A 20,868-nucleotide genomic window follows, 5' to 3' on the forward strand; every position below is an offset into this window, starting at 1 on the left:
TCCTTTCCATTGCGAACTTGGATGGGATAAATGAACAATCAAGCATTCCAATAAAAACTTAGAACAATCAGGCAACTGAGTGCAAGAAAAACCACGATTGGTGCGATGCGATAAACGTATTTTTTCGGCGTGGATGCTGTCTTGCTTTTCCTATAGCAGGCGCGGGCCAAAGGCAGGCAAGCCACCAAGCACATAAGGACCCACCAGGAGGCCAAAAGCCCAGTGGATGCACCTGCAATCTGCAAAAGCCTTTCCCCGATATAAAGGACGGCTATGCTGGCGAAGGCGTAGATATCTTTTTGAAAGGATTGTTTATCCATTTCCAAAATCCCATTCGTATAAATTCAAAGAAGCACCTAAAATTTTAACTTCGACTAATAAAATTATATCTTGGAATTGCCTGTAAAGCAAGTGTGATTTGAAATTTTATACAGTTATAATGGAAAAAGCAAAAATGCTCCTCGCCACATCGCTGGCGAGGAGCATTTTTGCTACAGTATCAAAGAAAACTCGGAATCGATTTAAAGAAATTTTTTATCTTGAGGAAATCTTACCTATATGATAAAATATTTTTAAAGCAAATAGGTAATAATCATATTTATCCTATAAACATGAAGGACTCATAGGTAAATGTTACTGAAAAGAGGAAGAAAATCGTGGGGTTGCTATTGTTGATATTCGTGGTAATTGGCATTTTTCTTTTGATATCGAAGATTCTCTATGAAAAATCGGATTATTACAAGCAAACCCATAACAGTTTCCTTGCTGTACAATTTGATAAAGGTATAAAGGGAGAATTTTTGATATGGAAATATCTTCAGAAATTGTCTGGATACAAAAAATATTTGTTTAACTGTTATCTTCCCAAAGATAACGGGGAAACTACAGAACTTGATGTCATTCTCCTTCATGAATCAGGGATTTATGTGTTTGAATCGAAAAATTTTAGCGGATGGATTTTTGGAACAGAAACACAGCAATATTGGACACAGACTTTACCGAGAGGACGGGGCAAGTCACAGAAAGAGCGTTTTTTTAATCCAATTATTCAGAATAAAGTTCATTTAAAATGGTTAAGTAAATATTTGAACAAAGAGTGCAATCAGTTTTACTCCTATATCGTTTTTAGCAATCGATGTACGCTGAAAGATATTACACTAACGAGTGGACAACACCATGTAATCAATAGATATAATGTTTTGCAATCGGTAAGAGAAAATATCCAAGAAGCCGGACAGAAATTGACATCTGAAGAAATTGATCAAATTTATACGAATCTTCAACCTCTTACACAAATAAGTGAAGCTCAAAAATTGGCCCACATTGAAAATGTTCAAAAGAAGAAGGAATCAAAAAATACTTGCAATCGGGAGCCGCAGGGCGAAGAAATCTTTTGCCCACGTTGTGGAGGAAAACTTGTTTTGAGGACTGCAACTAAGGGAGCGAATGCAGGTGGAAAATTCTGGGGGTGTTCAAACTACCCAAAATGTAAATACATAAAAAATATTGAATCTCTTTAAAAGATTCCCAAAAGGAGTATCATTTGAAATTTACGAAATGATACTCCTTTTTGCATTCAAAAAAACAAAACTGTGATAAGTAGAGACTTCTATATCTAAAAACCCTCCCCAACGAAAGGGGAGGGGCATCACGTTACTTGTCTTTTTGATCAATTGGTTATGCTCTTACCGCTATTGTGCGAAAAATCCCGCTTTGTTTTACTGCTTTTTGGCCTTGCGTCCGTTCCGCCTTTTCTCCAAAGCTTCGCGCAAACGCGCCAAGGACTCGTTGGCGCGGAGGGATTTCATGGTGGGGAACGCCTTCATCAGACGGCGGTGCAGAAGCTTGCTGTTCCGTTCTAAAGCGGCTTGTTTCTGGCGCAGCTTTTCCAGATATTCCGCATAGGGCTTTCCATCCGCCTCCAAGCGGCTCTCAATGGCCTGTTCCACGCTGCGTTTCTTTTCTTCGAGAACGGCGTGGCTCTTTTCCCGGATCTCGTCGAGCACCTTCTGAAGTTCTGCCACTTTTTTGTTGAGATCCAAAATGGTGCGTATCGTCACAACGGTGTCCCCAACAAAATAGACCGCCAGGCCCGCTGCGAGGAACGGCGCCAGAAAGGAGGGGATCATCTGGATCAGGCGCATGACGAATGGATGCACCAGCCGCATCACGACCACACCCATCACGCCGAAGATCAGTGCGTTGCCCAGACAGACGCGGCCCTGTATGTTAAAACGGCGGTGGGAATAATCCCACCATTTGGCATGGAAAAGTTTTTCCATTGCAAAGCCGGTGAGGTATTCCAAAAGGCTGGTGAGAAGCAGAGAAGCGAAGAAAAGGATCACCAGGTTGTGGGAGAAAGGCGACAGAAGTTTGACAATCAACAGCGCACCCACCCCATAGATCGGGCAGAAAGGCCCGTTTAGGAAACCGCGGTTGATCAATTTTTTTGCTAAGATCGAGCAATACGTGCTTTCACAAACCCACCCCAGCAGACTATAGATGGTGAATAATAGAATCCATTCCGCCCAATATGGCACAAAATTCCCCCTTCATTTTTTATGCTTTCTATCATACGCTTATCCGTCGAATTTTGTCAACATACGGCTTTTAGGAAGGTCAGAAGATAATACAGTAGGGCCGCGCTCACGGCAGGGGTGAGAATCCAACCAATGATATCCACATCCACGCGCGCAACTTTTAACAGCCGGCTGATGCTTAGGGACGCATTAAAAATCTCGCTCAAAAATAAGATAAAAATATACGCCTTCACACCAAAGACCGGCAGCAGTACCGCAATCAGAACGACCCGCATAATGGAGTCCATAAAGTTGTAGCGGAACGAATAGGCCTGCTGGTCCAGGCCCTTGAGCATCCCATCCACGATGCTGTCCACATACATCAGGGGGATGATCGGCGCCATGATGCGAAGGAAAGCGCCCGCCTGCCGGTTCCCATAAAAGAGATTCCCGAGGTCCTCCGCATAGACGATCAGAAGCGAGGTGATGAGAAAGGAGAAAAGCAGGGTGAGGCGGAATGCCCGCGAAGCGGAGCGTTCGATGGTTTGGCGTTTGCCGCGCGCATTGGCCTCTGCCAGCTCGGGGATCAGCATGGAGGACAGCGAGGTCAAGAACGAAGAGGGGAACAGGAGGATGGGCATGACCATGCCCTGGATAATGCCGTACTGCGAGAGCGCTGCATCCGTCCCCGCACCGTGGCGCTTTAACCCGCGGGGGACCAGCAGGTTTTCCGTACTGCTGAGGAAACTGCGCACAAAGGAGCCGCTGAGGACAGGGACAGCGATGTGGCAGATCTGCCGGTAACTTCCGGATTCGTTAAAGCATTTGGGCGGCTGTTTGCGCGTCATGATGCGATACGCCAGGAAGACCACCGCGCAGGAAGCCACTTCCCCCGCTGTGGAACCGAGCATGAGCGCGCTGAAAGGGGTAAAGATCCAAAAGAAGACGATCGTTGTGCCAATGGTGGTAAACTGTTCCATCAGTTCCGCGATAGCAGGAACGACGCTGTTTCGGATGGCGAAGAAATATCCCTTCAAACAGGCGCAAACCGCCATAAATGGCAGGCCCGGCGCGAGCAGGCGCAGAGGAAGTCCGCTGGAAAGATCCAAAAAGCGCTGCGCGAGGAAGTCCGACCCAATCCACAGGACACCGGCGGCGGCAAAGCTGACGCCCAGAGAAAATAGCAGGCAGCGCCGGATACAGACCGGGGAACCGCGCCCTTCTGCCACCATACGTGTGACGGAAAGGCTGGCACCGCTGGTGCAGGTGGCGATCGCCAGGGCAAAGATGGAAAAGGTGAGCTGATAGACGCCCATGCCCTGCGTTCCGATTTTTCCGAGTATGTAAGCGCGGAACCAGATGTTGGAGAAGCGCAGCAGCAGAGAGCCGCCCGTTAAAATTGCGGTATTGGCCAAAAATTTGGCCTGCTTTTTCACGCGCACACCTCCCGCCCACAGATTCCGATCTTGTACATACCATGTATATTGGTATATAATAAAATTTATCATCAAATTTTTGGAGGACGTTATATGGACTGGACGGAAGTGACGGTGTCGGTCGATGCCAAGGATGTGGACCGTGCGGGGGATATCGCACAGATGGTTGTGCCATATGGCATCTATGTGGAGGATTATTCCCATTTGGAAGAGGAAGCCTGGGAGATCGCGCATATTGATTTAATCGACGAGGAATTGCTAAAGAAGGACCGGACAAAAGCGCTGGTGCATGTATATATCAGTCCGGAAGAAAATCCGGCGGAGGCGATCGCTTTTCTGAGCGAGCGGTACAACGCCGAAGGGATTCCACACACCATCTCCACAGCAGCCTGCGTGGAGGAGGATTGGATCAACAATTGGAAGAAATATTTTAAGCCCATCCCCGTGGGGGAGAAACTCCTGATCCGCCCCAATTGGGAAAACGAATACGACGCACAGGGACGCACGGTGCTTCATTTGGAGCCGGGCCTGGCCTTTGGAACCGGGACGCATGAGACAACGCGCCTATGTATGGAATTGCTGGAACAATACGTAAAGCCGGGGGCGTCGGTGCTGGACGTTGGCTGCGGCAGCGGGATTCTGTCGGTGGCGGCATTGCTCTTGGGCGCGGAACGGGCCGTTGGGGTGGATATCGACGAGCTGGCCGTGAAAACAGCGGTGCAAAATGCAGAGCTCAACCACGTAGAAGACCGCTTTACCGCCCTGTGCGGGAATTTGACCGACCGCGTCGAGGGAACCTATGATATCGTTGTGGCCAATATCGTGGCGGATATTGTCATCACCTTGACAAAGGATGTGCAGCAATTTTTAGCGCCCGATGCAGTGTACCTGATGAGCGGGATCATCGATACACGCGAACAGGACGTCCTGCAGGCGCTGAAAGGCCGCTTCGAAGTGATCGCACGGCGCGAGGAGAAGGGCTGGGTTGCTTTGGCGGCGAAGACGCTTGCATAAGTAGATGGAAGGCATCCTTCGGTTCCATACCAAAAGAAACATATATCGATTTGATGGAAGCGTTTTGTATCTTACGTAAAAATTATTTTTTGAGACAGCGCAAAAGAAAACGCCCTCCTTGCGACCAGGCGGTTGTCCTATTTCGCAAGGAGGGCTTTGCTTTGGAAACGTTTATTCTTGCTCCCGATAGTTCCCCAAAAAGGAGAACCGAGGCAGCTCGTCGCTCAGGGCGGCGATCAAATTTAAGGTATGCGGTTCCTGCGCGTTGCCGGTAAAGTCGAGATAGAAATCGTACTCGAAGGTCTTGCCCGGGATTGGGCGGCTCTCGATTTTGGTGAGGTTCAAGCCGGCGGTGGCGAAGCGCGCCAAAACGCTGTGCAGGGTACCGGTCCGGTGGGGAAGGGAAAAGCACAGGCTGATCTTATTGGCCCCCTCTGGGATAAACATATGCCGGTTGATGGCGATGAACCGGGTGCAGTTGTTTGCGCTGTTCTGGATATCCTTCGCCAGGATGTGCAGGCCGTACTCCTGCGCGGCGGATTCCGAGCAGATCGCCGCAGTACCGGGGGTGCGCTCCTTGGCCACTTTCTGTGCAGCAGCAGCGGTGGCGGAACAGGGGACGGTCTGGAAGCGGTATTGTGCGATGAAATTGGAACACTGCGCCAGCGGCTGCGGGTGGGAATACGCCAGATGGATCTCGGAAATCGGGCATTCCTGCGCGGCGGCCAGGCAGTTATGGATGTGGAGCGTTTCCGCTGCCACAATGTAGAAACGGTAACGCAGGATCAGGTCGTACACCTCGCTGACGGAACCGGCGGAGGAATTTTCCACCGGCAGCACACCGAGGTCCGCCCGGCCGTCGGCGACAGCGGCAAAAATCGCAGCAAAGTTATCAAAAAAGAGCGGCTCGGCACCGGGATAGAGGTGTTTGACGGCTTCATGGGAAAAAGAACCGCTGACCCCCAGACAGGCGATGCGCTCCGCGCGCGCAGGCGCATGTTCGGCGTTCTGAACAAGCTCCCGGAGTTCGGCGCCGCTTCCCAGCAGGTTGTGTTGCAGGGCACGGCTCATATCCATTAGATTGGAATAGAGGATGCGCGCTTCGCCCGCGTATTCGCCCGCGTGCTGGGCCATATTGTCCAAGATTTCCTGTTCGCGGTTTGAATTGAGGACGGGCAGATGCTGCTCCCGTTTGATCTCCGCCACCTGCTTTGCGCAATCCATGCGCTTCAAAAAGAGCGGCAGCAATTGCTGGTCGATGGCGTCGATTTCCTTGCGGACTTCCTCCAGAGTCATGCGCGCCAACCCCCTTCCGATTTCCCACCCGTGAGAATCCCATCGAAATTCATCAGGGCGATGGCTGCTGCGGATTCCACGACAGGCACCGCGCGGGGCACAATGCAGGGATCGTGGCGGCCATGCACGGAGAGGATTTGGTTCTCTCCCGTTTGCAGGTTCACGCTCTGCTGATTTTGGCTGATGGAGGCGGTCGGCTTGACCCCCACGCGGAACACCATGGGCATACCGGTGGTGATGCCGCCCAGGATGCCGCCGGCGTGGTTGGTGGATGTTTTGACCTTGCCATCGGCATCAAAATAGAACGGGTCGTTGTTCTGGCTGCCGCGCAGCGCGCAGGAACCAAACCCATCCCCGAATTCCACGCCTTTGACAGCGGGGATGCCAAATAGGATGGAGGACAGCACCGGTTCGATTCCACCGAACAGTGGACCGCCAATCCCGGCGGGTAGTCCAGTGACCGCGCATTCCACAATGCCGCCCACACTGTCCTGCGACATGCGCGCATCTTCAATCAGGGCGGCCATCGCTTCCTTTTTGCCCGCGTCGATCACCGGGAAATAGGTGGTGGAAAGCGTCTCCAAGAGCTCCGCGGGGATGTCCACCGGATCAAAGAGAGTATCCTGAATCTGCGCCACGGACGCCACATGCCCGCCGATGCGGATGCCGCGCCGCTCCAAAATCTGGCGGCAGATCGCGCCGGCAAACACCAGGGGGGCAGTTAAGCGTCCGGAAAAATGACCGCCGCCGCGGATGTCGTTGAAACCGTGATAATGCAGATAGGCGGGATAATCGGAATGCCCCGGGCGCGGCACATCCAGCAGATTGCCGTAGTCCTGGGACCGGGTGTTGGTGTTTTCAATTACGGCGCAGAGCGGAGCGCCGGTTGTGGTGTGGTTGAGAAGACCGCTCATCACCTTTGGAAAATCGCTCTCCTTGCGCGGGGTCGCGGACTTGTCCTGCCCCGGCGCGCGGCGTTTCATTTGCGCGAGGACCGCATCCATATCGACCGGTTCCCCGGCAGGCAGGCCGTCGATCACAACGCCGATGGCAATGCCATGGCTTTCCCCAAAGATGGAAATGCGGACCATTTCACCCCATGTTGATGACATCTGCTTTACCTCCCAATCGGTTGTAATCTTCAAAAAAGGCGGGGTAGCTCTTGCGGATGCTCTCCGCGTCGGAAATGGTGACCGGGCCGTCCGCCCGGAGCGCGGCGATCGAGAGCGCCATCACCACCCGGTGGTCGTTGTACCCGTCCACCTCGCCGCCGTGCAGCGATTCCACGCCGTCGATCAATAGGCCGTCCGGCGTTTCCTGTACCTGTGCGCCCAACCGGTTCAGGCCGTCGGCCATGGCTGCAAGCCGGTCGCTTTCCTTGATGCGCAGACGGGCGGCATTGTAGATGCGGGTTCGCCCCTTGGCAAGCGCGGCTGTGGCGGCCAAAATGGGGACCAGGTCGGGAATTTGTGCGGCGTCGATTTCCATTCCGTATAAATTGTTCGACTTAATACAAAGCGTTTCGTCTTTCCAGGCGCATTCCGCGCCAAATGCGGCAAAAAGCGACTCCGCGGCACGGTCACCCTGCGTGGATTCACGCTTGAGGCCGCCAATGGAAAGCGTCCCTCCCAGGGCGCCCGCCGCGAGAAAGAACGCCGCCTGGGACCAATCGCCCTCCACGGAAAAGGGGCGCGCCCGGTAGCGCTGCCCGCCCGGAATACGCCAGCCGTTGTCCAATTGATCGACGGTCACGCCGAAGGCCCGCATCGCCTCCAGGGTCATGTCCACATAAGCAGCGCTTTCCAGCGGGGAGGAGAGGCGGATCGTGCTTTCCCCCGCCAGGAGCGGGCACGCCAGCAGAAGTCCGGTGATGAATTGGGAACTAATATTTCCAGGAAGTATAAATTCTCCCTGTTTTAACGTTCCGTTGATCGATAGCGGAAGGCCGCCCTCTGTATGGCAGGATACCCCGTGCGCGGGGAGCACGTCGAGATATACGCCGATGGGACGCTCTGGCAGGCGGCCGTGCCCAGTGAAGGTTGCCTCCATGCCGAGGGCGGCACAGACGGGGATCAAAAAGCGCAGGGTTGACCCGCTTTCCCCGCAGTCGATTTCCGCTGGGCTCTGCGGGGTGCTGCCTCCGGTGACCCGCCAGGTCCGCTGTTCCTCCAAAATGTTGGCGCCGAGTGCCTGTGCCGCCTGCGCGGTCACGTGGATGTCGTTGGAAACAGCGATCGGGGAGAGGATGCTCTCCCCTTGCGCGAGTGCGGCGCAGAGAATGGCGCGATGCGCCGCGCTTTTGGAGCAGGGCACGGAAACCGTCCCTTGCAGGGTGGAGGGGTGGACAATCACTTTACTCATTGCAGCCCTCCGCAAGCGCAGCCAGGTCGCTGCGCGCCACCTTATGGACAAAACTTTCGCCGATGTTCTTCAGAAGCACCAGGTTGATGGAGGAACCCGTGCTCTTTTTGTCCGAAGCGGTCGCCTCAACAATCTGAGAAAGCGGGAGATCGCTGTGTACCGGAAGGTGGTATTTTTCCAGGGCGGCCGCAATTTTATCCGCGGTGCCCGGCGCGGTGAATCCCGCTTTTTCCCCCAGCCGCGCCATCATGACCATGCCGATGCCGACCGCCGCGCCATGGGAGAGCCCTTGGTACTGATGCAGCTTTTCTAAGGCGTGGCCGAAGGTGTGGCCGAAGTTTAGCAGCGCGCGCTCGCCGGTGTCGAATTCGTCGCGCTCCACCACGTCGCGCTTGATGTCCACACAGCGGTAGATGACGTCCTCCATGATGGAGGTGATGTCCTCTGTTTCTATTAGTAGGTCGAAGAGCGCGCGGCTTTTGATGCAGCCATATTTGATGACCTCCCCCATGCCGTCCGCGAAAAAGTGCGGCGATAGGGTGTTGAGCGTGTCCGGGTCGATCAGCACAAAGGAGGGCTGCCAGAAGGCGCCCACCAGGTTTTTTCCCTGCGGCAGGTCAACGCCGGTTTTGCCGCCCACAGAGGAATCCACCTGGGAGAGCAGGGTGGTTGGCACCTGCACAAAGGGGATGCCACGCAAATAGCTTGCCGCGGCAAAGCCCGCCATATCCCCGGTGACGCCGCCGCCCAGCGCAACGGCAAAGTCGCTGCGGGTGATATGGGCCTGGGCCATATGGCCATAGATGCCTTCGATGGTGGAAAGGCGCTTCGAGGGTTCTCCCGCCGGAAACGCACAGCTGGTCACGTCAAAGCCTGCATTGCGCAGGGAGGTGGAGATGCGCTCCAGATAGAGCGGCGCAACATGGGTGTCCGTGATAACGACCGCTTTTTTGCCAGGGGCAAACAGGGAGGCGCAATAGGCGCCGAGCTGATCCAATGCGCCGCGTTCGATTCGAATCGTATAGCGCTTGGAGGTATTGACCGTCAGTTCCATTTATTCGCCAAGCCTTTCTTTAATGAGTCTGCCCTGGCGGAGCAAGCCGCGCAGAGCGTCCGCGTCGCGCTGCTTGACAGCCTCGCTGATGCGGGTGATATTGTCGATCAGGATGTCCAATTCCCCGGTCAGCGCGTCGGCATTGTCGAGGAACAGTTCTGTCCAGAGTACTTCGTTGATGCGTGCCACGCGCGATACATCGCGGTAGCTCCCGGCGGAAAACCCATTGTGCTGGGGGCAGCAGGGGCTCATTACATAAGCGCAGGCCAACACATGGGGGAGCTGCGAAGTGTATGCGATCATGGTGTCGTGATGCTCCGGTGTGGTCACGACCGTCCCGCCGAAGCCCAATTCGATGGCGAGCGCTTTTAGGGTGTCCACCGCGCGCTGCGGCGCGCCGCAGGGAACCAGGATATAGCTTGCGCCATCGAAAAGGTCTGCGTCGCTGGCGGCAAAGCCGTTCTGCTCCTTGCCCGCCATGGGGTGGCCGCCGACAAATGTGAAGCCGAACTGTTCCGCCAATTGCGGCAGATGGGCGCAGATTTCCCGCTTAATCCCGCAGGTGTCCGTCACGATACAGTGGGGCGAGATTTGGCTGCCGTGCGCCTGGATAAAGTCGATGTCCGCCTGCGGATACAGGCAGAGGTAGAGGATGTCCGCCTCCCGCAGCTCCTTTTCCCCGGCGACGCCGTCGATTGCCCCGCTTTTCAAGGCTGCATCCAAGACGGCCGGGTCGCGGTCCATCCCGCTGACGCTGCATTCGCTGTACTTTTGAAAGGCTTTGGCCAGGGAGCCGCCGATCAGGCCAAGCCCAATGATCACCACGTTCTTTTTCATGAATCCATACGCCTCTTTCCGCAAAAACGCCGTTTGCCCGCCCTGGAGAAGCTCCAAGAGCAGCTTGCAAACGGCGCTTTTGCCGCTGTAGTACGATGTTGTACAGCGTTAGTATAACAAAAATTTGATGCCCCGTCCAGATTGACAAGGAGAGGATACGAACGCTGTCCCGCGAGGCCGCCGGCCTGCCTTCCGGGAAAATCCTCTTTGGCAGGCCGGCCTTCGCTTGGAATTATGCGTTCAATTTGGAGAGGGCATCCTTTGTGCGGAGCACATGATGGGCCACACGGTCGAATTGGTCCGGGGTGAGGGACTGCGCGCCGTCGGACAGGGCTTTTGCGGGGTTGTTGTGTACCTCGATGATGAGGCCGTCTGCACCGGCCGCCACAGCCGCCATAGCCAACGGCTCGACCAGCCATGCGATGCCGGAGGCGTGGCTGGGATCTACCACGACGGGCAGATGGGACAGCTTTTTGAGGATCGGAACCGCAGAGATGTCCAGCGTATTGCGGGTGTAGGTTTCATAGGTGCGGATGCCGCGCTCGCAGAGAATGACCTGGTCGTTGCCGCCAGCCATGATATACTCCGCACTCATCAGGAGTTCTTCGATCGTGTTGGACAGGCCGCGTTTGAGCAGGATGGGCTTATTGATCTTGCCCAGCGCCTTGAGCAGCTCAAAGTTCTGCATGTTGCGCGCGCCGACCTGGATGATGTCCACGCCCTCTTCCTCGAAGAGTGGGATATGCCCGATGCTCATGATCTCCGTCACAATCGGGAGCCCTGTCTTTGCCTTGGCTTTTTTCAGGAGCTCCAGGCCCTCGGCCTGCAAGCCCTGGAAGGAATAGGGCGAGGTTCTGGGCTTGAACGCGCCGCCGCGCAGGAAGGTTGCGCCGGAGGCCTTTACGCGCTCGGCCACTTCGCAGATCTGGGCCTCTGTCTCAACGGAGCACGGGCCGGCGATCAGGGCGAGGTTGCCGTCGCCGATCTTCTGGCCGGTGGGCAGGGTGATGACGGTGTTGTCCGGGTGGAACTTCCGGTTTGCCTTCTTGTAGGGTTCCTGCACGCGCTTGACGCTCTCTACAAAGTCCTGTGCGGCGATATAGTCGATATCGATGGAAGTGGTGTCGCCAAGCAGGCCGAGCACCGTGCTCTGCGTGCCGACCCAGGTGTTGACCTTGACGTTGTATTCCTGTGTGAGGCTGTCCGTAAATTTCTTGACCTGCTCCTCAGGACAATTTGGCTTCAAAACAATAATCATGCTGATACCCTCCAATTTTTTCATGTAAGATTTGTGGAAAATAAAATAGGCGGAGCTGCGCGATGCAGCTCCGCCTATGAGAAAAACAGCCAGGTTATTTTACAATACAGGGGTGTTGGCTATTCCTACTCCGGGAGTTGTCACCGCAAAGATTGCATGCGTAAAAATCCCACGCCCAAAAGAAGCGGGGATAGCCAAAACCTGTAAATCGTGCGGTTTTTGCAATCTTAAGCATGATGGAACTCCTTCGTCGGAAAAATCTTGTAAGTATCATAATACGTCGGAAAGCGTTTGTCAAGAAAGAATTCTTTCCAATTTGCAGGAATTTTTTTGTTTGTTGCAGGAAACAAACTTTCTCCGTGCGGATTTTTGCGTGCAAAAGGGCTTATCCGAGCCGTTTGACTTGCTCCAATACCCGCCCGGCCACGCGGTCCGCGCCGCCGGAGCCGTCGACAATCACGTCCGCCGCCGCACAATAGGCGGGAAGGCGCTTGCGGTATAGATCCGCCACGACCTTTTTGCGGTTCGGCTTTTGCAGCAGGGGGCGTGCCGTGTCGTTTTTCAAACGCTCCTGAATGAAGCCGATGGGGGTGTCCAGCAGGACCGTTACGCCGCTTTTGCGGAAGATTTTGACGTTTTGTGCGCGCAGGAGCGTGCCGCCGCCCGCGGCGATCACCAACCCCCTGCGGCCGGCCAGCTCCCGCGCTGCATCGGTTTCCATGCGCCGGAAGGTTTCTTCCCCATCCTGCGCGAAAATGTCCGTGATGGTCCGGCCTTCGCGCTGCTCGATGTAGTCGTCCATATCGATGAATTCCATGTGCGCTTTTTGTGCTAGGCGGCGGCCCACAGTGGTTTTTCCGCTGCCCATAAACCCGCATAGGATGATGTTCTTGGGTTTCTGTTTCATGCGAAGATCCGCTCCATTTCCTCAACTGCCTCGCGGCACAGCGCATCGATGTCCGATTCCCGGAAGGTAGCGCCATACCAGATTTCGTGCGCAGCGGCCGCCTGCCCCACCAGCATGCGCATGCCGCCGACCGTCTTCGCGCCATTTTCTTTGGCCAGGCGCAGCAGCATGGTTTGGTCGGGGTTGTACACCGCGTCGAATACCGCGGCACAGTGCGCCAAAACCCCGGCGGAGACCGGCGAGGCGTCGGTGTGGGGATACATGCCGACCGGCGTGCCGTTGACAAGGAGGTCAAAACCACCGGAAAGCGCGTCCAGCCTTGCGACGGAGAGACGGCCTTTGCGCCCCTGGTTTTGCAGGACTTGCTCCAACTCGTTGCAGAGCGCCTGCGCTGCGGGCAGGCTGTGTTCCCGTGCGGCAATGGTGATATCCGGTTCCTGCGCGGCGTCCAAGGCTTCAAAGGCCATCACACGCGAGGCGCCGCCCGCCCCTAGGATCGCGATGCGGCCGGTAAGCGGTACCCCGGCGCTCTCCAACGCCCTTGTGAAGCCCGCGCCGTCGGTGGTATAGCCGGTCAGCCGGCCGTTTTCATTCTTGACTGTATTGACGGAGTGAAAAAAGGCCGCTTTTGCATCCAAATTGTCCAAATGAGGAATGATCGCCTGTTTATGGGGAATGGTGATGTTAAACCCGGAAAACTCCCGAAGGCGGGGCATGGAAGATTCGAGTTCCTCCGGGGAGATATCGAGTGCGTGGTAGGATACTGCCCCGCATCCATTGCTTAGAGCGAACAATTTATTGTGAATAAAGGGGGACATGGTGTGCGCAATCGGATGGCCGATCACGGCAAAGTTGTGAGCGGCACAGATGGCTTCTGTACAATTGATTTTCTCATTCATGGCAAACTCCTTAGAAATCCCGGCTTTTCGGGGAAATGGAAAATCCTTAAAAAACTTTAAGAATCATATTGACAAAGCGGAGGATTGCTAATAATATGTTGTTAAGCAATACGGGCCGCCAGTGCTTTTAAGGCGTCCGGGGCAATTGTATCACATCTGGCGCTGCTTTGTCCATATTTTCGCCGGCGGCGTAACAGCGGCGCTTTTTGTATGTTGATTCACACAAATTCAGAAGGAGGAAAAGACATGGTTCTGGAAAAGGTAAAGGCGATTCTGAGCGAGCAGTTCGATGTGGAGGAGGATTCGATTACCGCCGACACGAGCATCGCGGACGATTTGGGCGCTGATTCCTTGGACGTTGTCGATTTGCTGATGTCTATTGAAGACGAGTTTGAAATCGAGATTCCCGACGAGGAAATTGACAACATTAAGACGGTAGGGGAACTCGTCAAGTACATCGAAGACCACGTTAACCCGTAACCCGCTCCTGACTCAAAATCCGCCGTGCACCGCACGGCGGATTTTTTACTTGAAAAGCATGGAGCCTTCTTATATAATGAAAGTTACGATATGGAATGTTTTTCAGTAGAAAACGCCGGACACGCTTGAGGTGATAACAATGGATCAATTGGATGCGCTGGCGTTGGCAGGGCAATGCCTGTTGGGAGTTCTCGGCTTTATGGCGCTGATCGGGCTGGCGTTGCTGCTGGTCAATTGGATCGGGCGCAGGCGCGGGGAAAAGACGGACGCGCCGGCCTCCCAGAACGCCGGGGACACGGGCGAAACTGCCGGACACAAAACCATAGAACAATCGACCAAGAAGGATAAAGGGGAGTAAACGAACAATGGCGGATCAAAAGAAGATGGTAGAGGCAATCACCCCCATGGAGGAGGACTTTGCCAAGTGGTATACCGATATCGTCAAAAAAGCGGAACTGATGGACTACACCAGTGTGCGCGGCTGCATGGTGATTGAACCGTATGGGTTTGCGCTGTGGGAGAATATCCGTGACAATCTGGATGCGCGCTTTAAGGAGCTGGGGCATGAGAACGTCTCCATGCCGATGTTCATCCCGGAGAGCCTCCTTCAGAAGGAGAAGGACCACGTCGAGGGCTTTGCGCCCGAGGTGGCTTGGGTGACGATGGGCGGCAACGAGCAGCTGGAAGAGCGCCTTTGTGTGCGCCCGACCTCTGAAACGCTGTTCTGCGACCACTATGCGCGCGTGATCCACTCCTGGCGCGACCTGCCGAAGCTGTACAACCAGTGGTGCAGCGTTGTGCGTTGGGAGAAGACCACCCGCCCGTTCCTGCGCAGCGTGGAGTTCCATTGGCAGGAGGGCCACACCATGCACGAGACGGCCGAGGAAGCCATGGCGGAGACGGAGCAGATGCTCAAAGTCTATGCAGACTTCTGTGAGAACGACCTCGCCATCCCGGTCATCAAGGGCCGCAAGACGGACAAGGAGAAGTTCGCAGGCGCGGAGGCGACCTACACCATCGAGGCAATGATGCACGACGGCAAGGCGCTGCAGAGCGGCACGAGCCACTATTTTGGCGACGGTTTTGCCCGCGCGTTTGGCGTGACCTTCACCGGGCGCGACAACTCCATCCAATATCCGCATCAGACCTCCTGGGGCATGAGCACCCGCATCATCGGCGGCATCATTATGACCCATGGCGACAACAACGGCTTGGTGCTCCCGCCCGCCGTAGCGCCAGTCCAGGTGATGATTATCCCGATCGCCCAGCACAAGGAGGGCGTGTTGGAGAAGGCGGGCGAGCTGCTTGCGCGCTTGAAGAAGTCCTTCCGGGTGCGCATGGACGATTCCGAGCAGTCCCCCGGCTGGAAGTTTGCACAGTATGAGATGAAGGGCGTGCCGCTCCGTTTGGAGATCGGGCCCAAGGATATTGAGAAGAACCAGTGCGTCCTGGTGCGCCGCACGGACCGTGAGAAGGTCTTTGTGCCGCTGGATCAGCTGGAAACCGCCATTGCGGAGCAATTGGAAATTGTGCGCAAAACGATGTACGATACGGCGCTGGCCCGCCGCGAGTCCATGACCTATACGGCCACGACGCTGGATGAACTCAAGGAGATCGCGGAAAACAAGCCGGGCTTCATCAAGGCGATGTGGTGCGGGGACCAGGCGTGCGAGGAGAAGCTTAAGGAAGTGGCGGGCGTATCCTCCCGCTGCATGCCGTTTGAGCAGGAACACCTTGCAGATACCTGCGTGTGCTGTGGGAAGCCCGCAAAGGCCATGGTCTACTGGGGCAAGGCGTATTAATCAATAACAAACCGGCCCGCTGTGGAGGCGGACTGGCTGCACGGGGAGGAAGATGAGAGCCATGCGCAAAGCTGCTGCAATGGAAACGGGGACCAAATATAAATCCAAGATTGACCGGGCGTTTTACATCAAAGTGCTGGTGACACTCCTGTTGGGCATCGGCCTTTTGGTATTCTATTTCATTTTCCGCAACGTCATTGTTGGAATTCTCGGGACATGGATGTTTGTAGCGTTGCTGCTGATCTTCCTTCCGGAGTATCGGAGTACATATTACATCATCCGCGACAACGGCCTGCTCGTCAAAAACGGCTTGTTTGACAAGGTGACGATCCTGTACCGCCAGATGATGGAGGTTGCGGAAGAACAGGGGGAAGCCCGCCACGGGTCCTCCAAGGTTGCTTTGAGCAAGGACCGCCTTTACATCCGCTACCGTGTGAAAAAGAAAGAGTATTGGATGGCGATTTCCCCGGAGAACAAGGAGCAATTCCTGGAGGAGATCCAGGAGAAGCGCATCGCGATGCCGAACCGCAAACATCTGGCGGAAGCAGCGGAACAGCAGCGGGCGCTGGAGGGGACTGTGGCCCAAGGAGAGAAAACCGAGTGAATCCAAAAGCCCTTCCCGCAGGGGGCAAATAAGGACAATGGGATCAAAGGGCTATTGCGGAGATGGATCTGGCAATAGCCCTTCTTCTATTTTATTATGTGGGGAAATCAAAGGTCGAAAGGGGGGAGGATTTGAAAAACGGATGGTTTGGTTTGGCGCTCCTCTTCAGCGTGCTTGGCGCAGTGGGAGTTGCTTGCCAGAAGTTAAGCAGGCCTCCGAAGATCCACAATGCGCAGGGACAAGCCGTCACCGTCATCGGCGGGGCGGATGGGCCGGCGGCAATCGTTGTGGCAGGGCATGGCCGCCCGTCCCTTTGGCGGACGGTTTGGGTACACGCCTGCATCGCCGTTTCGAGATGGGCGCGATTCCGTGCCCGGTGGAACCGCCGGAAAAGGCGATGAAATCGCGGGTTATCGCCCTTGTGGGCCGCTTTTGGAGCGAAGAAACTCCCTTTTTGGGGCGTTCTGGAAGATATAGGCGAAATAACCAAAAAATTGCAGGAAAATTCTTGCAAAAAAGAGAAGATAAGTCTTGCTATTTGGGGACCTATATGGTATTATAATCTAGCATGACTGCGACAGATATGCGTTGAAGCGGGAGGTTGCGGCTGAAACACGCCGGTTTTTCCGTGGAGTATGTCCGATTTTAAACCGGGCGACAGATATTTTGAGCATGCGAAGGGCTTGGGTTGCAATTGCGCCCTTTTGCGCTCAGACGTTTTTGCCTACACCCGGATACATCTTGCAAAAGATGATCCGGTTTTTCAATGCCGGTTGAAGAAACACCCGGCGCCGTGTTAGGATTTAAAAACGCCGCCCGCCAACTACAATAAGGAGGCGATTCAAGTGGCAGTCAAGGAAAAAATCAGGATCAGAATCAAGGGGTACGACCATCAGCTGGTTGACCAGTCCGCAGAGAAGATTGTGCAGACGGCGAAACGCACGGGCGCAAGAGTTTCCGGACCGGTGCCGCTGCCGACCGAGAAGCAGATCATCACGATCCTGCGTGCGGTCCATAAGTATAAGGACAGCCGTGAGCAGTTCGAAATGCGCACCCACAAGAGATTGATCGACATTCTCAGACCTTCCAACAAGACCGTTGAGGCTTTGATGGGTCTGGAACTCCCCGCAGGCGTTGAAATCGAAATCAAACTCTGATTTTAACCTACCAGCGGTCGAGGTCAAGTTGGCGCGAGCCAACCAATAACCTGTACAGGAGGTAAAATAATGCAAAAAGGTATTATCGGCAAGAAGATCGGCATGACGCAGATCTTCGACGAACACGGGAAAGTGGTCCCGGTAACCGTCATCGAGGCGGGTCCCTGCGTGATTTCGCAGAAGAAAACCGTTGAAAACGACGGCTACGCAGCAGTCCAGATGGGCTATGGCGACATGAAGGCGCACAAGGTTAACAAGCCGATGCAGGGTCATTTCGCAAAGGGCGATGTCGCTCCGAAGAAGGTCCTGCGCGAGTTCCGTCTGGAAAACACGGATGCCTACAATGTGGGCGACCTCGTCAAAGTCGACGTCTTCGCGGCTGGCGACAAGGTGGACGTGTGCGGCACCAGCAAAGGTAAGGGCTATGCCGGCGGCATTAAGCGCTGGAATTTGCACCGGCTCAAGGAAACCCATGGTTCCGGTCCTGTTGCCCGCCACGCTGGTTCCAACGGCGCATGTTCCGATCCGTCCAGAGTGTTCAAGGGCAAGCATCTGCCCGGCCACCTCGGTGCGGAGAAGGTCACCGTCCAGAACTTGACCGTCGTCAAGGTGGACGTCGAAAACAACCTCATCGCCGTCAAAGGCGCAGTACCGGGTCCGAACGGCGGCACCGTCGTGATCCGTGACAGCGTGAAGGCGTAAGGGAAGGAGGATTTGGTATGCCTACAGTAGCAGTACTCGATATGGCTGGCAAGGAGATCGAAAAGATCGACCTGTCCGAGTCCGTATTTGGAATTGAGCCCAATGTGAGCGTGATGCACGACGTGGTTAAGAATTACCTCGCCAACCAGCGCCACGGCACACAGTCGGCACTGACCCGCGCTGAAGTTTCCGGCGGCGGCAAGAAGCCGTGGAGACAGAAGGGCACCGGCCATGCCAGACAGGGTTCCACCCGCGCGCCCCAGTGGACGCACGGCGGCATCGTGTTTGCGCCGAAGCCGCGCAGCTATCGTTATACTTTAAATAAAAAGGTACGCCGTCTTGCAATGAAGTCCGCGCTCTCCAGCAAGGTTGCCAGCAGCAACATGATCGTTCTGGATAAGATCGCACTGGACGAATACAAGACCAAGACCATTGCTAACATGCTTAAGGCAATCGGCTCCGAAAAGAAGACGCTGATCGTTCTGCCCGAGCTCAACAGCAAGGTGGTTGCTTCCGCAGCAAACATCCCGGGCGTGAAGACCGCAATGGTGAACACCTTGAACGTCTACGACATCCTCAACGCCGACAAGTTCGTCGTTGTGAAGGACGCCGTCTCTCAGATTGAGGAGGTGTATGCATAATGGTAGCACAGGACATCGTCATCCGCCCCATTATCACGGAAAAAAGCATGGCCGGTATCGGCATGAAGAAGTACACCTTTGAAGTCGCAAAGAGCGCGACAAAGGTTGACATCAAAAGAGCGGTAGAAGAGCTCTTTGGCGTAAAGGTCAGCAAGGTCAACACCCTGCATGTGCGCGGACATCTCCGCCGCCAGGGAAGAACCGAGGGCTACACTCCTTCTTGGAAGAAGGCCGTCGTTACCCTGACCGAGGACAGCAAGTCCATCGAATTCTTTGAAGGTATGATGTAAGAAGACCGGATGCGCCCCTAGAGCGCGCCCAATGTCTTCGGCAAGGTATGGGGCGTCGGCAACGTCCCGCAAAGCCATCATGAGGAGTGTGAAACCGAAATGCCTATTACTAACTATAAACCGACAACCAATGCCAGACGGAATATGTCCGTAACGGATTATACGGGCCTTTCCAAGGTTGCACCGGAAAAGAGCCTTTTGGCTTCCAAGAAGAACCATTCCGGCCGCAACAGCTATGGCAGAATCACCGTCCGTCACCGCGGCGGCGGCAATCGCAAAAAGTACCGCATCATCGATTTCAAGCGCCAGAAGGCGGATATGCCGGCAACCGTGCTCACGCTGGAGTACGATCCGAACCGTTCCGCGTTTATCGCGCTTGTTCAGTATGAAGACGGCGAGAAGCGCTACATCATCGCACCGCACGGCCTGAAGGTCGGCGACGTGGTCGTCTCCGGCGCGTCTGCGGACATCAAGCCGGGCAACGCGCTGCCGCTCGCCAATATCCCGACCGGTACCTTTGTCCACAACGTTGAGCTGTATCCCGGCAAGGGCGCACAGCTGGCACGTGCAGCTGGTAACATGGCGCAGCTGATGGCAAAGGAAAACGGCATGGCTCTTCTGAGACTGCCGTCCGGCGAGCTCCGCAATGTCCCCGCAACCTGCATGGCTACCGTTGGCCAGGTCAGCAATATCGACCACGAGAACGTGAAGATCGGTAAAGCGGGCCGCAAGCGTCACATGGGTTGGAGACCGACCGTCCGCGGTTCCGTCATGAACCCGAACGACCACCCGCACGGCGGCGGCGAAGGCAAATCGCCGATTGGACATCCGGGCCCGATGACCCCGTGGGGCAAGCCGGCGCTCGGCTATAAGACGCGCGCCCACCACAACCGTTCCGATAAGTTCATTGTGAAACGTAGAAACGGCAAATAAGGCGTACGGAAAGGAGCTTGTAACGTATGAGCAGAAGCATTAAAAAGGGTCCTTTTGTACAGCCTGTGCTGCTGAAAAGGATTCAGGAAATGAATGCGGCCGGCGAAAAGAAGATCGTGAAGACCTGGAGCAGAGCGTCCGTGATCTTCCCGGATTTCGTAGGCCACACCATCGCGGTCCATGACGGCCGCAAGCATGTTCCGGTGTATGTCACGGAGGACATGGTTGGCCACAAACTCGGCGAGTTTGCCCCGACCAGAACCTTTAAGGGCCATGCCGGTTCCAAAACAACTGGTAAATAAGGGCCGAAAGGAGTATAGACAATGGAAGCAGAAGCAAGGGCTTATCTGAAATACGCCCGTATTTCTCCCCGTAAAGTGTCCATCGTACTGGACCTGATTCGCAACAAGCCGGTGGACGTTGCAATGGCTATCCTCAAGAATACCCCCAAGGCCGCTTGTGAATATCTTCAAAAGCTGTTGAAGTCGGCCATGGCGAATGCTGAGAATAACCATAACATGGATGTATCCAGACTGTACGTAGCAGAGTGCTTCGTATGTCCGGGCCCGATCCTCAAGCGCATCCGTCCCAGAGCGCAGGGCCGCGCGTATAGAATCGAGAAGAGAACTTCGCACGTCACCCTCGTGCTCAAGGAAAAAGAATAAGCAGATGAGGAGG

25 protein-coding genes are annotated in these 20,868 nt (G+C 55.1%); 14 read left to right on the forward strand and 11 right to left on the reverse strand.

What is annotated here, in order from left to right:
* Window positions 1–38 precede the first annotated feature (38 nt).
* Entirely contained in the window at window positions 39–320 is a 282-nt protein-coding gene (locus I2G69_RS02575) for a hypothetical protein (protein ID WP_087230442.1), read from the reverse strand.
* A 336-nt stretch (window positions 321–656) separates the two neighbouring features.
* On the opposite strand from I2G69_RS02575, the gene I2G69_RS02580 reads away from it, so the two are divergent.
* Window positions 657–1,520, forward strand: coding sequence for a nuclease-related domain-containing protein (locus I2G69_RS02580; RefSeq protein ID WP_087230445.1), 864 nt, complete (start codon window positions 657–659; stop codon window positions 1,518–1,520).
* Between the two features lie 198 nt (window positions 1,521–1,718).
* On the opposite strand, the gene I2G69_RS02585 is transcribed toward I2G69_RS02580, so the two are convergent.
* Window positions 1,719–2,540 (reverse strand): putative ABC transporter permease, encoded by an 822-nt coding sequence (locus I2G69_RS02585; protein WP_087230448.1) that lies wholly within the window; start codon window positions 2,538–2,540, stop codon window positions 1,719–1,721.
* A 56-nt stretch (window positions 2,541–2,596) separates the two neighbouring features.
* Window positions 2,597–3,955, reverse strand: coding sequence for an oligosaccharide flippase family protein (locus I2G69_RS02590; RefSeq protein ID WP_195560150.1), 1,359 nt, complete (start codon window positions 3,953–3,955; stop codon window positions 2,597–2,599).
* 93 nt (window positions 3,956–4,048) lie between these two features.
* On the opposite strand from I2G69_RS02590, the gene prmA reads away from it, so the two are divergent.
* A complete protein-coding gene (gene prmA, locus I2G69_RS02595) occupies window positions 4,049–4,969 on the forward strand; it encodes a 50S ribosomal protein L11 methyltransferase (RefSeq protein ID WP_191395593.1) in 921 nt (306 codons plus the stop codon).
* Window positions 4,970–5,140: 171 nt separating this feature from the next.
* Here the strand turns inward: prmA and I2G69_RS02600 are convergent, their stop codons facing one another.
* The 8 genes from I2G69_RS02600 to aroE all read right to left on the reverse strand — a co-directional run bounded on the left by I2G69_RS02600 (window position 5,141) and on the right by aroE (window position 13,581).
* The gene (locus I2G69_RS02600; protein ID WP_087230464.1) at window positions 5,141–6,265 is read right to left on the reverse strand and encodes a bifunctional chorismate mutase/prephenate dehydratase; all 1,125 of its coding nucleotides are present in this window, start codon (window positions 6,263–6,265) and stop codon (window positions 5,141–5,143) included.
* The gene (aroC, locus tag I2G69_RS02605; RefSeq protein ID WP_191395594.1) at window positions 6,262–7,377 is read right to left on the reverse strand and encodes a chorismate synthase; all 1,116 of its coding nucleotides are present in this window, start codon (window positions 7,375–7,377) and stop codon (window positions 6,262–6,264) included. The genes I2G69_RS02600 and aroC overlap by 4 nt, the downstream gene beginning before the upstream one ends.
* A complete protein-coding gene (gene aroA, locus I2G69_RS02610; protein ID WP_191363100.1) occupies window positions 7,358–8,626 on the reverse strand; it encodes a 3-phosphoshikimate 1-carboxyvinyltransferase in 1,269 nt (422 codons plus the stop codon). Before aroA ends, aroC begins: the two co-directional genes overlap by 20 nt.
* Window positions 8,619–9,680: a 3-dehydroquinate synthase gene (gene aroB, locus I2G69_RS02615; protein WP_195560151.1), complete on the reverse strand. Its 1,062-nt coding sequence runs from the start codon at window positions 9,678–9,680 to the stop codon at window positions 8,619–8,621. Before aroB ends, aroA begins: the two co-directional genes overlap by 8 nt.
* Entirely contained in the window at window positions 9,681–10,517 is an 837-nt protein-coding gene (locus I2G69_RS02620; protein WP_087230476.1) for a prephenate dehydrogenase, read from the reverse strand.
* 232 nt (window positions 10,518–10,749) lie between these two features.
* Entirely contained in the window at window positions 10,750–11,775 is a 1,026-nt protein-coding gene (aroF, locus tag I2G69_RS02625) for a 3-deoxy-7-phosphoheptulonate synthase (protein ID WP_087230479.1), read from the reverse strand.
* A gap of 385 nt (window positions 11,776–12,160) precedes the next feature.
* Window positions 12,161–12,682, reverse strand: coding sequence for a shikimate kinase (locus I2G69_RS02630; protein WP_087230482.1), 522 nt, complete (start codon window positions 12,680–12,682; stop codon window positions 12,161–12,163).
* Window positions 12,679–13,581: a shikimate dehydrogenase gene (aroE, locus tag I2G69_RS02635; protein WP_195560152.1), complete on the reverse strand. Its 903-nt coding sequence runs from the start codon at window positions 13,579–13,581 to the stop codon at window positions 12,679–12,681. The genes I2G69_RS02630 and aroE overlap by 4 nt, the downstream gene beginning before the upstream one ends.
* A gap of 246 nt (window positions 13,582–13,827) precedes the next feature.
* Here aroE and acpP point away from each other — a divergent pair, with 246 nt between their 5' ends.
* The 12 genes from acpP (at window position 13,828) to rplV (ending at window position 20,855) form a co-directional block, all read left to right on the forward strand.
* Window positions 13,828–14,061: an acyl carrier protein gene (gene acpP, locus I2G69_RS02640; RefSeq protein WP_087230487.1), complete on the forward strand. Its 234-nt coding sequence runs from the start codon at window positions 13,828–13,830 to the stop codon at window positions 14,059–14,061.
* 139 nt (window positions 14,062–14,200) lie between these two features.
* Window positions 14,201–14,419, forward strand: coding sequence for a hypothetical protein (locus I2G69_RS02645; protein WP_087230490.1), 219 nt, complete (start codon window positions 14,201–14,203; stop codon window positions 14,417–14,419).
* Between the two features lie 7 nt (window positions 14,420–14,426).
* Window positions 14,427–15,863, forward strand: coding sequence for a proline--tRNA ligase (proS, locus tag I2G69_RS02650; RefSeq protein ID WP_195560153.1), 1,437 nt, complete (start codon window positions 14,427–14,429; stop codon window positions 15,861–15,863).
* A gap of 61 nt (window positions 15,864–15,924) precedes the next feature.
* Entirely contained in the window at window positions 15,925–16,467 is a 543-nt protein-coding gene (locus I2G69_RS02655) for a PH domain-containing protein (RefSeq protein ID WP_195560154.1), read from the forward strand.
* A 131-nt stretch (window positions 16,468–16,598) separates the two neighbouring features.
* Window positions 16,599–16,868 carry a hypothetical protein gene (locus tag I2G69_RS02660; protein WP_191441150.1) on the forward strand — a complete coding sequence of 90 codons (270 nt, stop codon included), beginning with the start codon at window positions 16,599–16,601 and terminating at the stop codon, window positions 16,866–16,868.
* Between the two features lie 444 nt (window positions 16,869–17,312).
* Window positions 17,313–17,624 (forward strand): 30S ribosomal protein S10, encoded by a 312-nt coding sequence (gene rpsJ / locus I2G69_RS02665; protein WP_038325938.1) that lies wholly within the window; start codon window positions 17,313–17,315, stop codon window positions 17,622–17,624.
* A gap of 69 nt (window positions 17,625–17,693) precedes the next feature.
* A complete protein-coding gene (gene rplC, locus I2G69_RS02670) occupies window positions 17,694–18,326 on the forward strand; it encodes a 50S ribosomal protein L3 (protein WP_054324015.1) in 633 nt (210 codons plus the stop codon).
* Between the two features lie 17 nt (window positions 18,327–18,343).
* Entirely contained in the window at window positions 18,344–18,967 is a 624-nt protein-coding gene (gene rplD, locus I2G69_RS02675; RefSeq protein ID WP_087230503.1) for a 50S ribosomal protein L4, read from the forward strand.
* Entirely contained in the window at window positions 18,967–19,257 is a 291-nt protein-coding gene (gene rplW, locus I2G69_RS02680) for a 50S ribosomal protein L23 (protein WP_191363108.1), read from the forward strand. The genes rplD and rplW overlap by 1 nt, the downstream gene beginning before the upstream one ends.
* A gap of 99 nt (window positions 19,258–19,356) precedes the next feature.
* Window positions 19,357–20,190: a 50S ribosomal protein L2 gene (gene rplB, locus I2G69_RS02685; protein ID WP_087230509.1), complete on the forward strand. Its 834-nt coding sequence runs from the start codon at window positions 19,357–19,359 to the stop codon at window positions 20,188–20,190.
* 26 nt (window positions 20,191–20,216) lie between these two features.
* On the forward strand, window positions 20,217–20,492 hold the full coding sequence (gene rpsS, locus I2G69_RS02690; protein ID WP_054324019.1) for a 30S ribosomal protein S19: 276 nt from the start codon (window positions 20,217–20,219) through the stop codon (window positions 20,490–20,492).
* 21 nt (window positions 20,493–20,513) lie between these two features.
* Window positions 20,514–20,855 (forward strand): 50S ribosomal protein L22, encoded by a 342-nt coding sequence (gene rplV, locus I2G69_RS02695; RefSeq protein WP_087230512.1) that lies wholly within the window; start codon window positions 20,514–20,516, stop codon window positions 20,853–20,855.
* Window positions 20,856–20,868: the final 13 nt, after the last annotated feature.

It is taken from the genome of Anaeromassilibacillus sp. D41t1_190614_C2, assembly GCF_015558525.1.
Classification (GTDB): Bacteria; Bacillota; Clostridia; order Oscillospirales; family Acutalibacteraceae; genus Anaeromassilibacillus; species Anaeromassilibacillus stercoravium.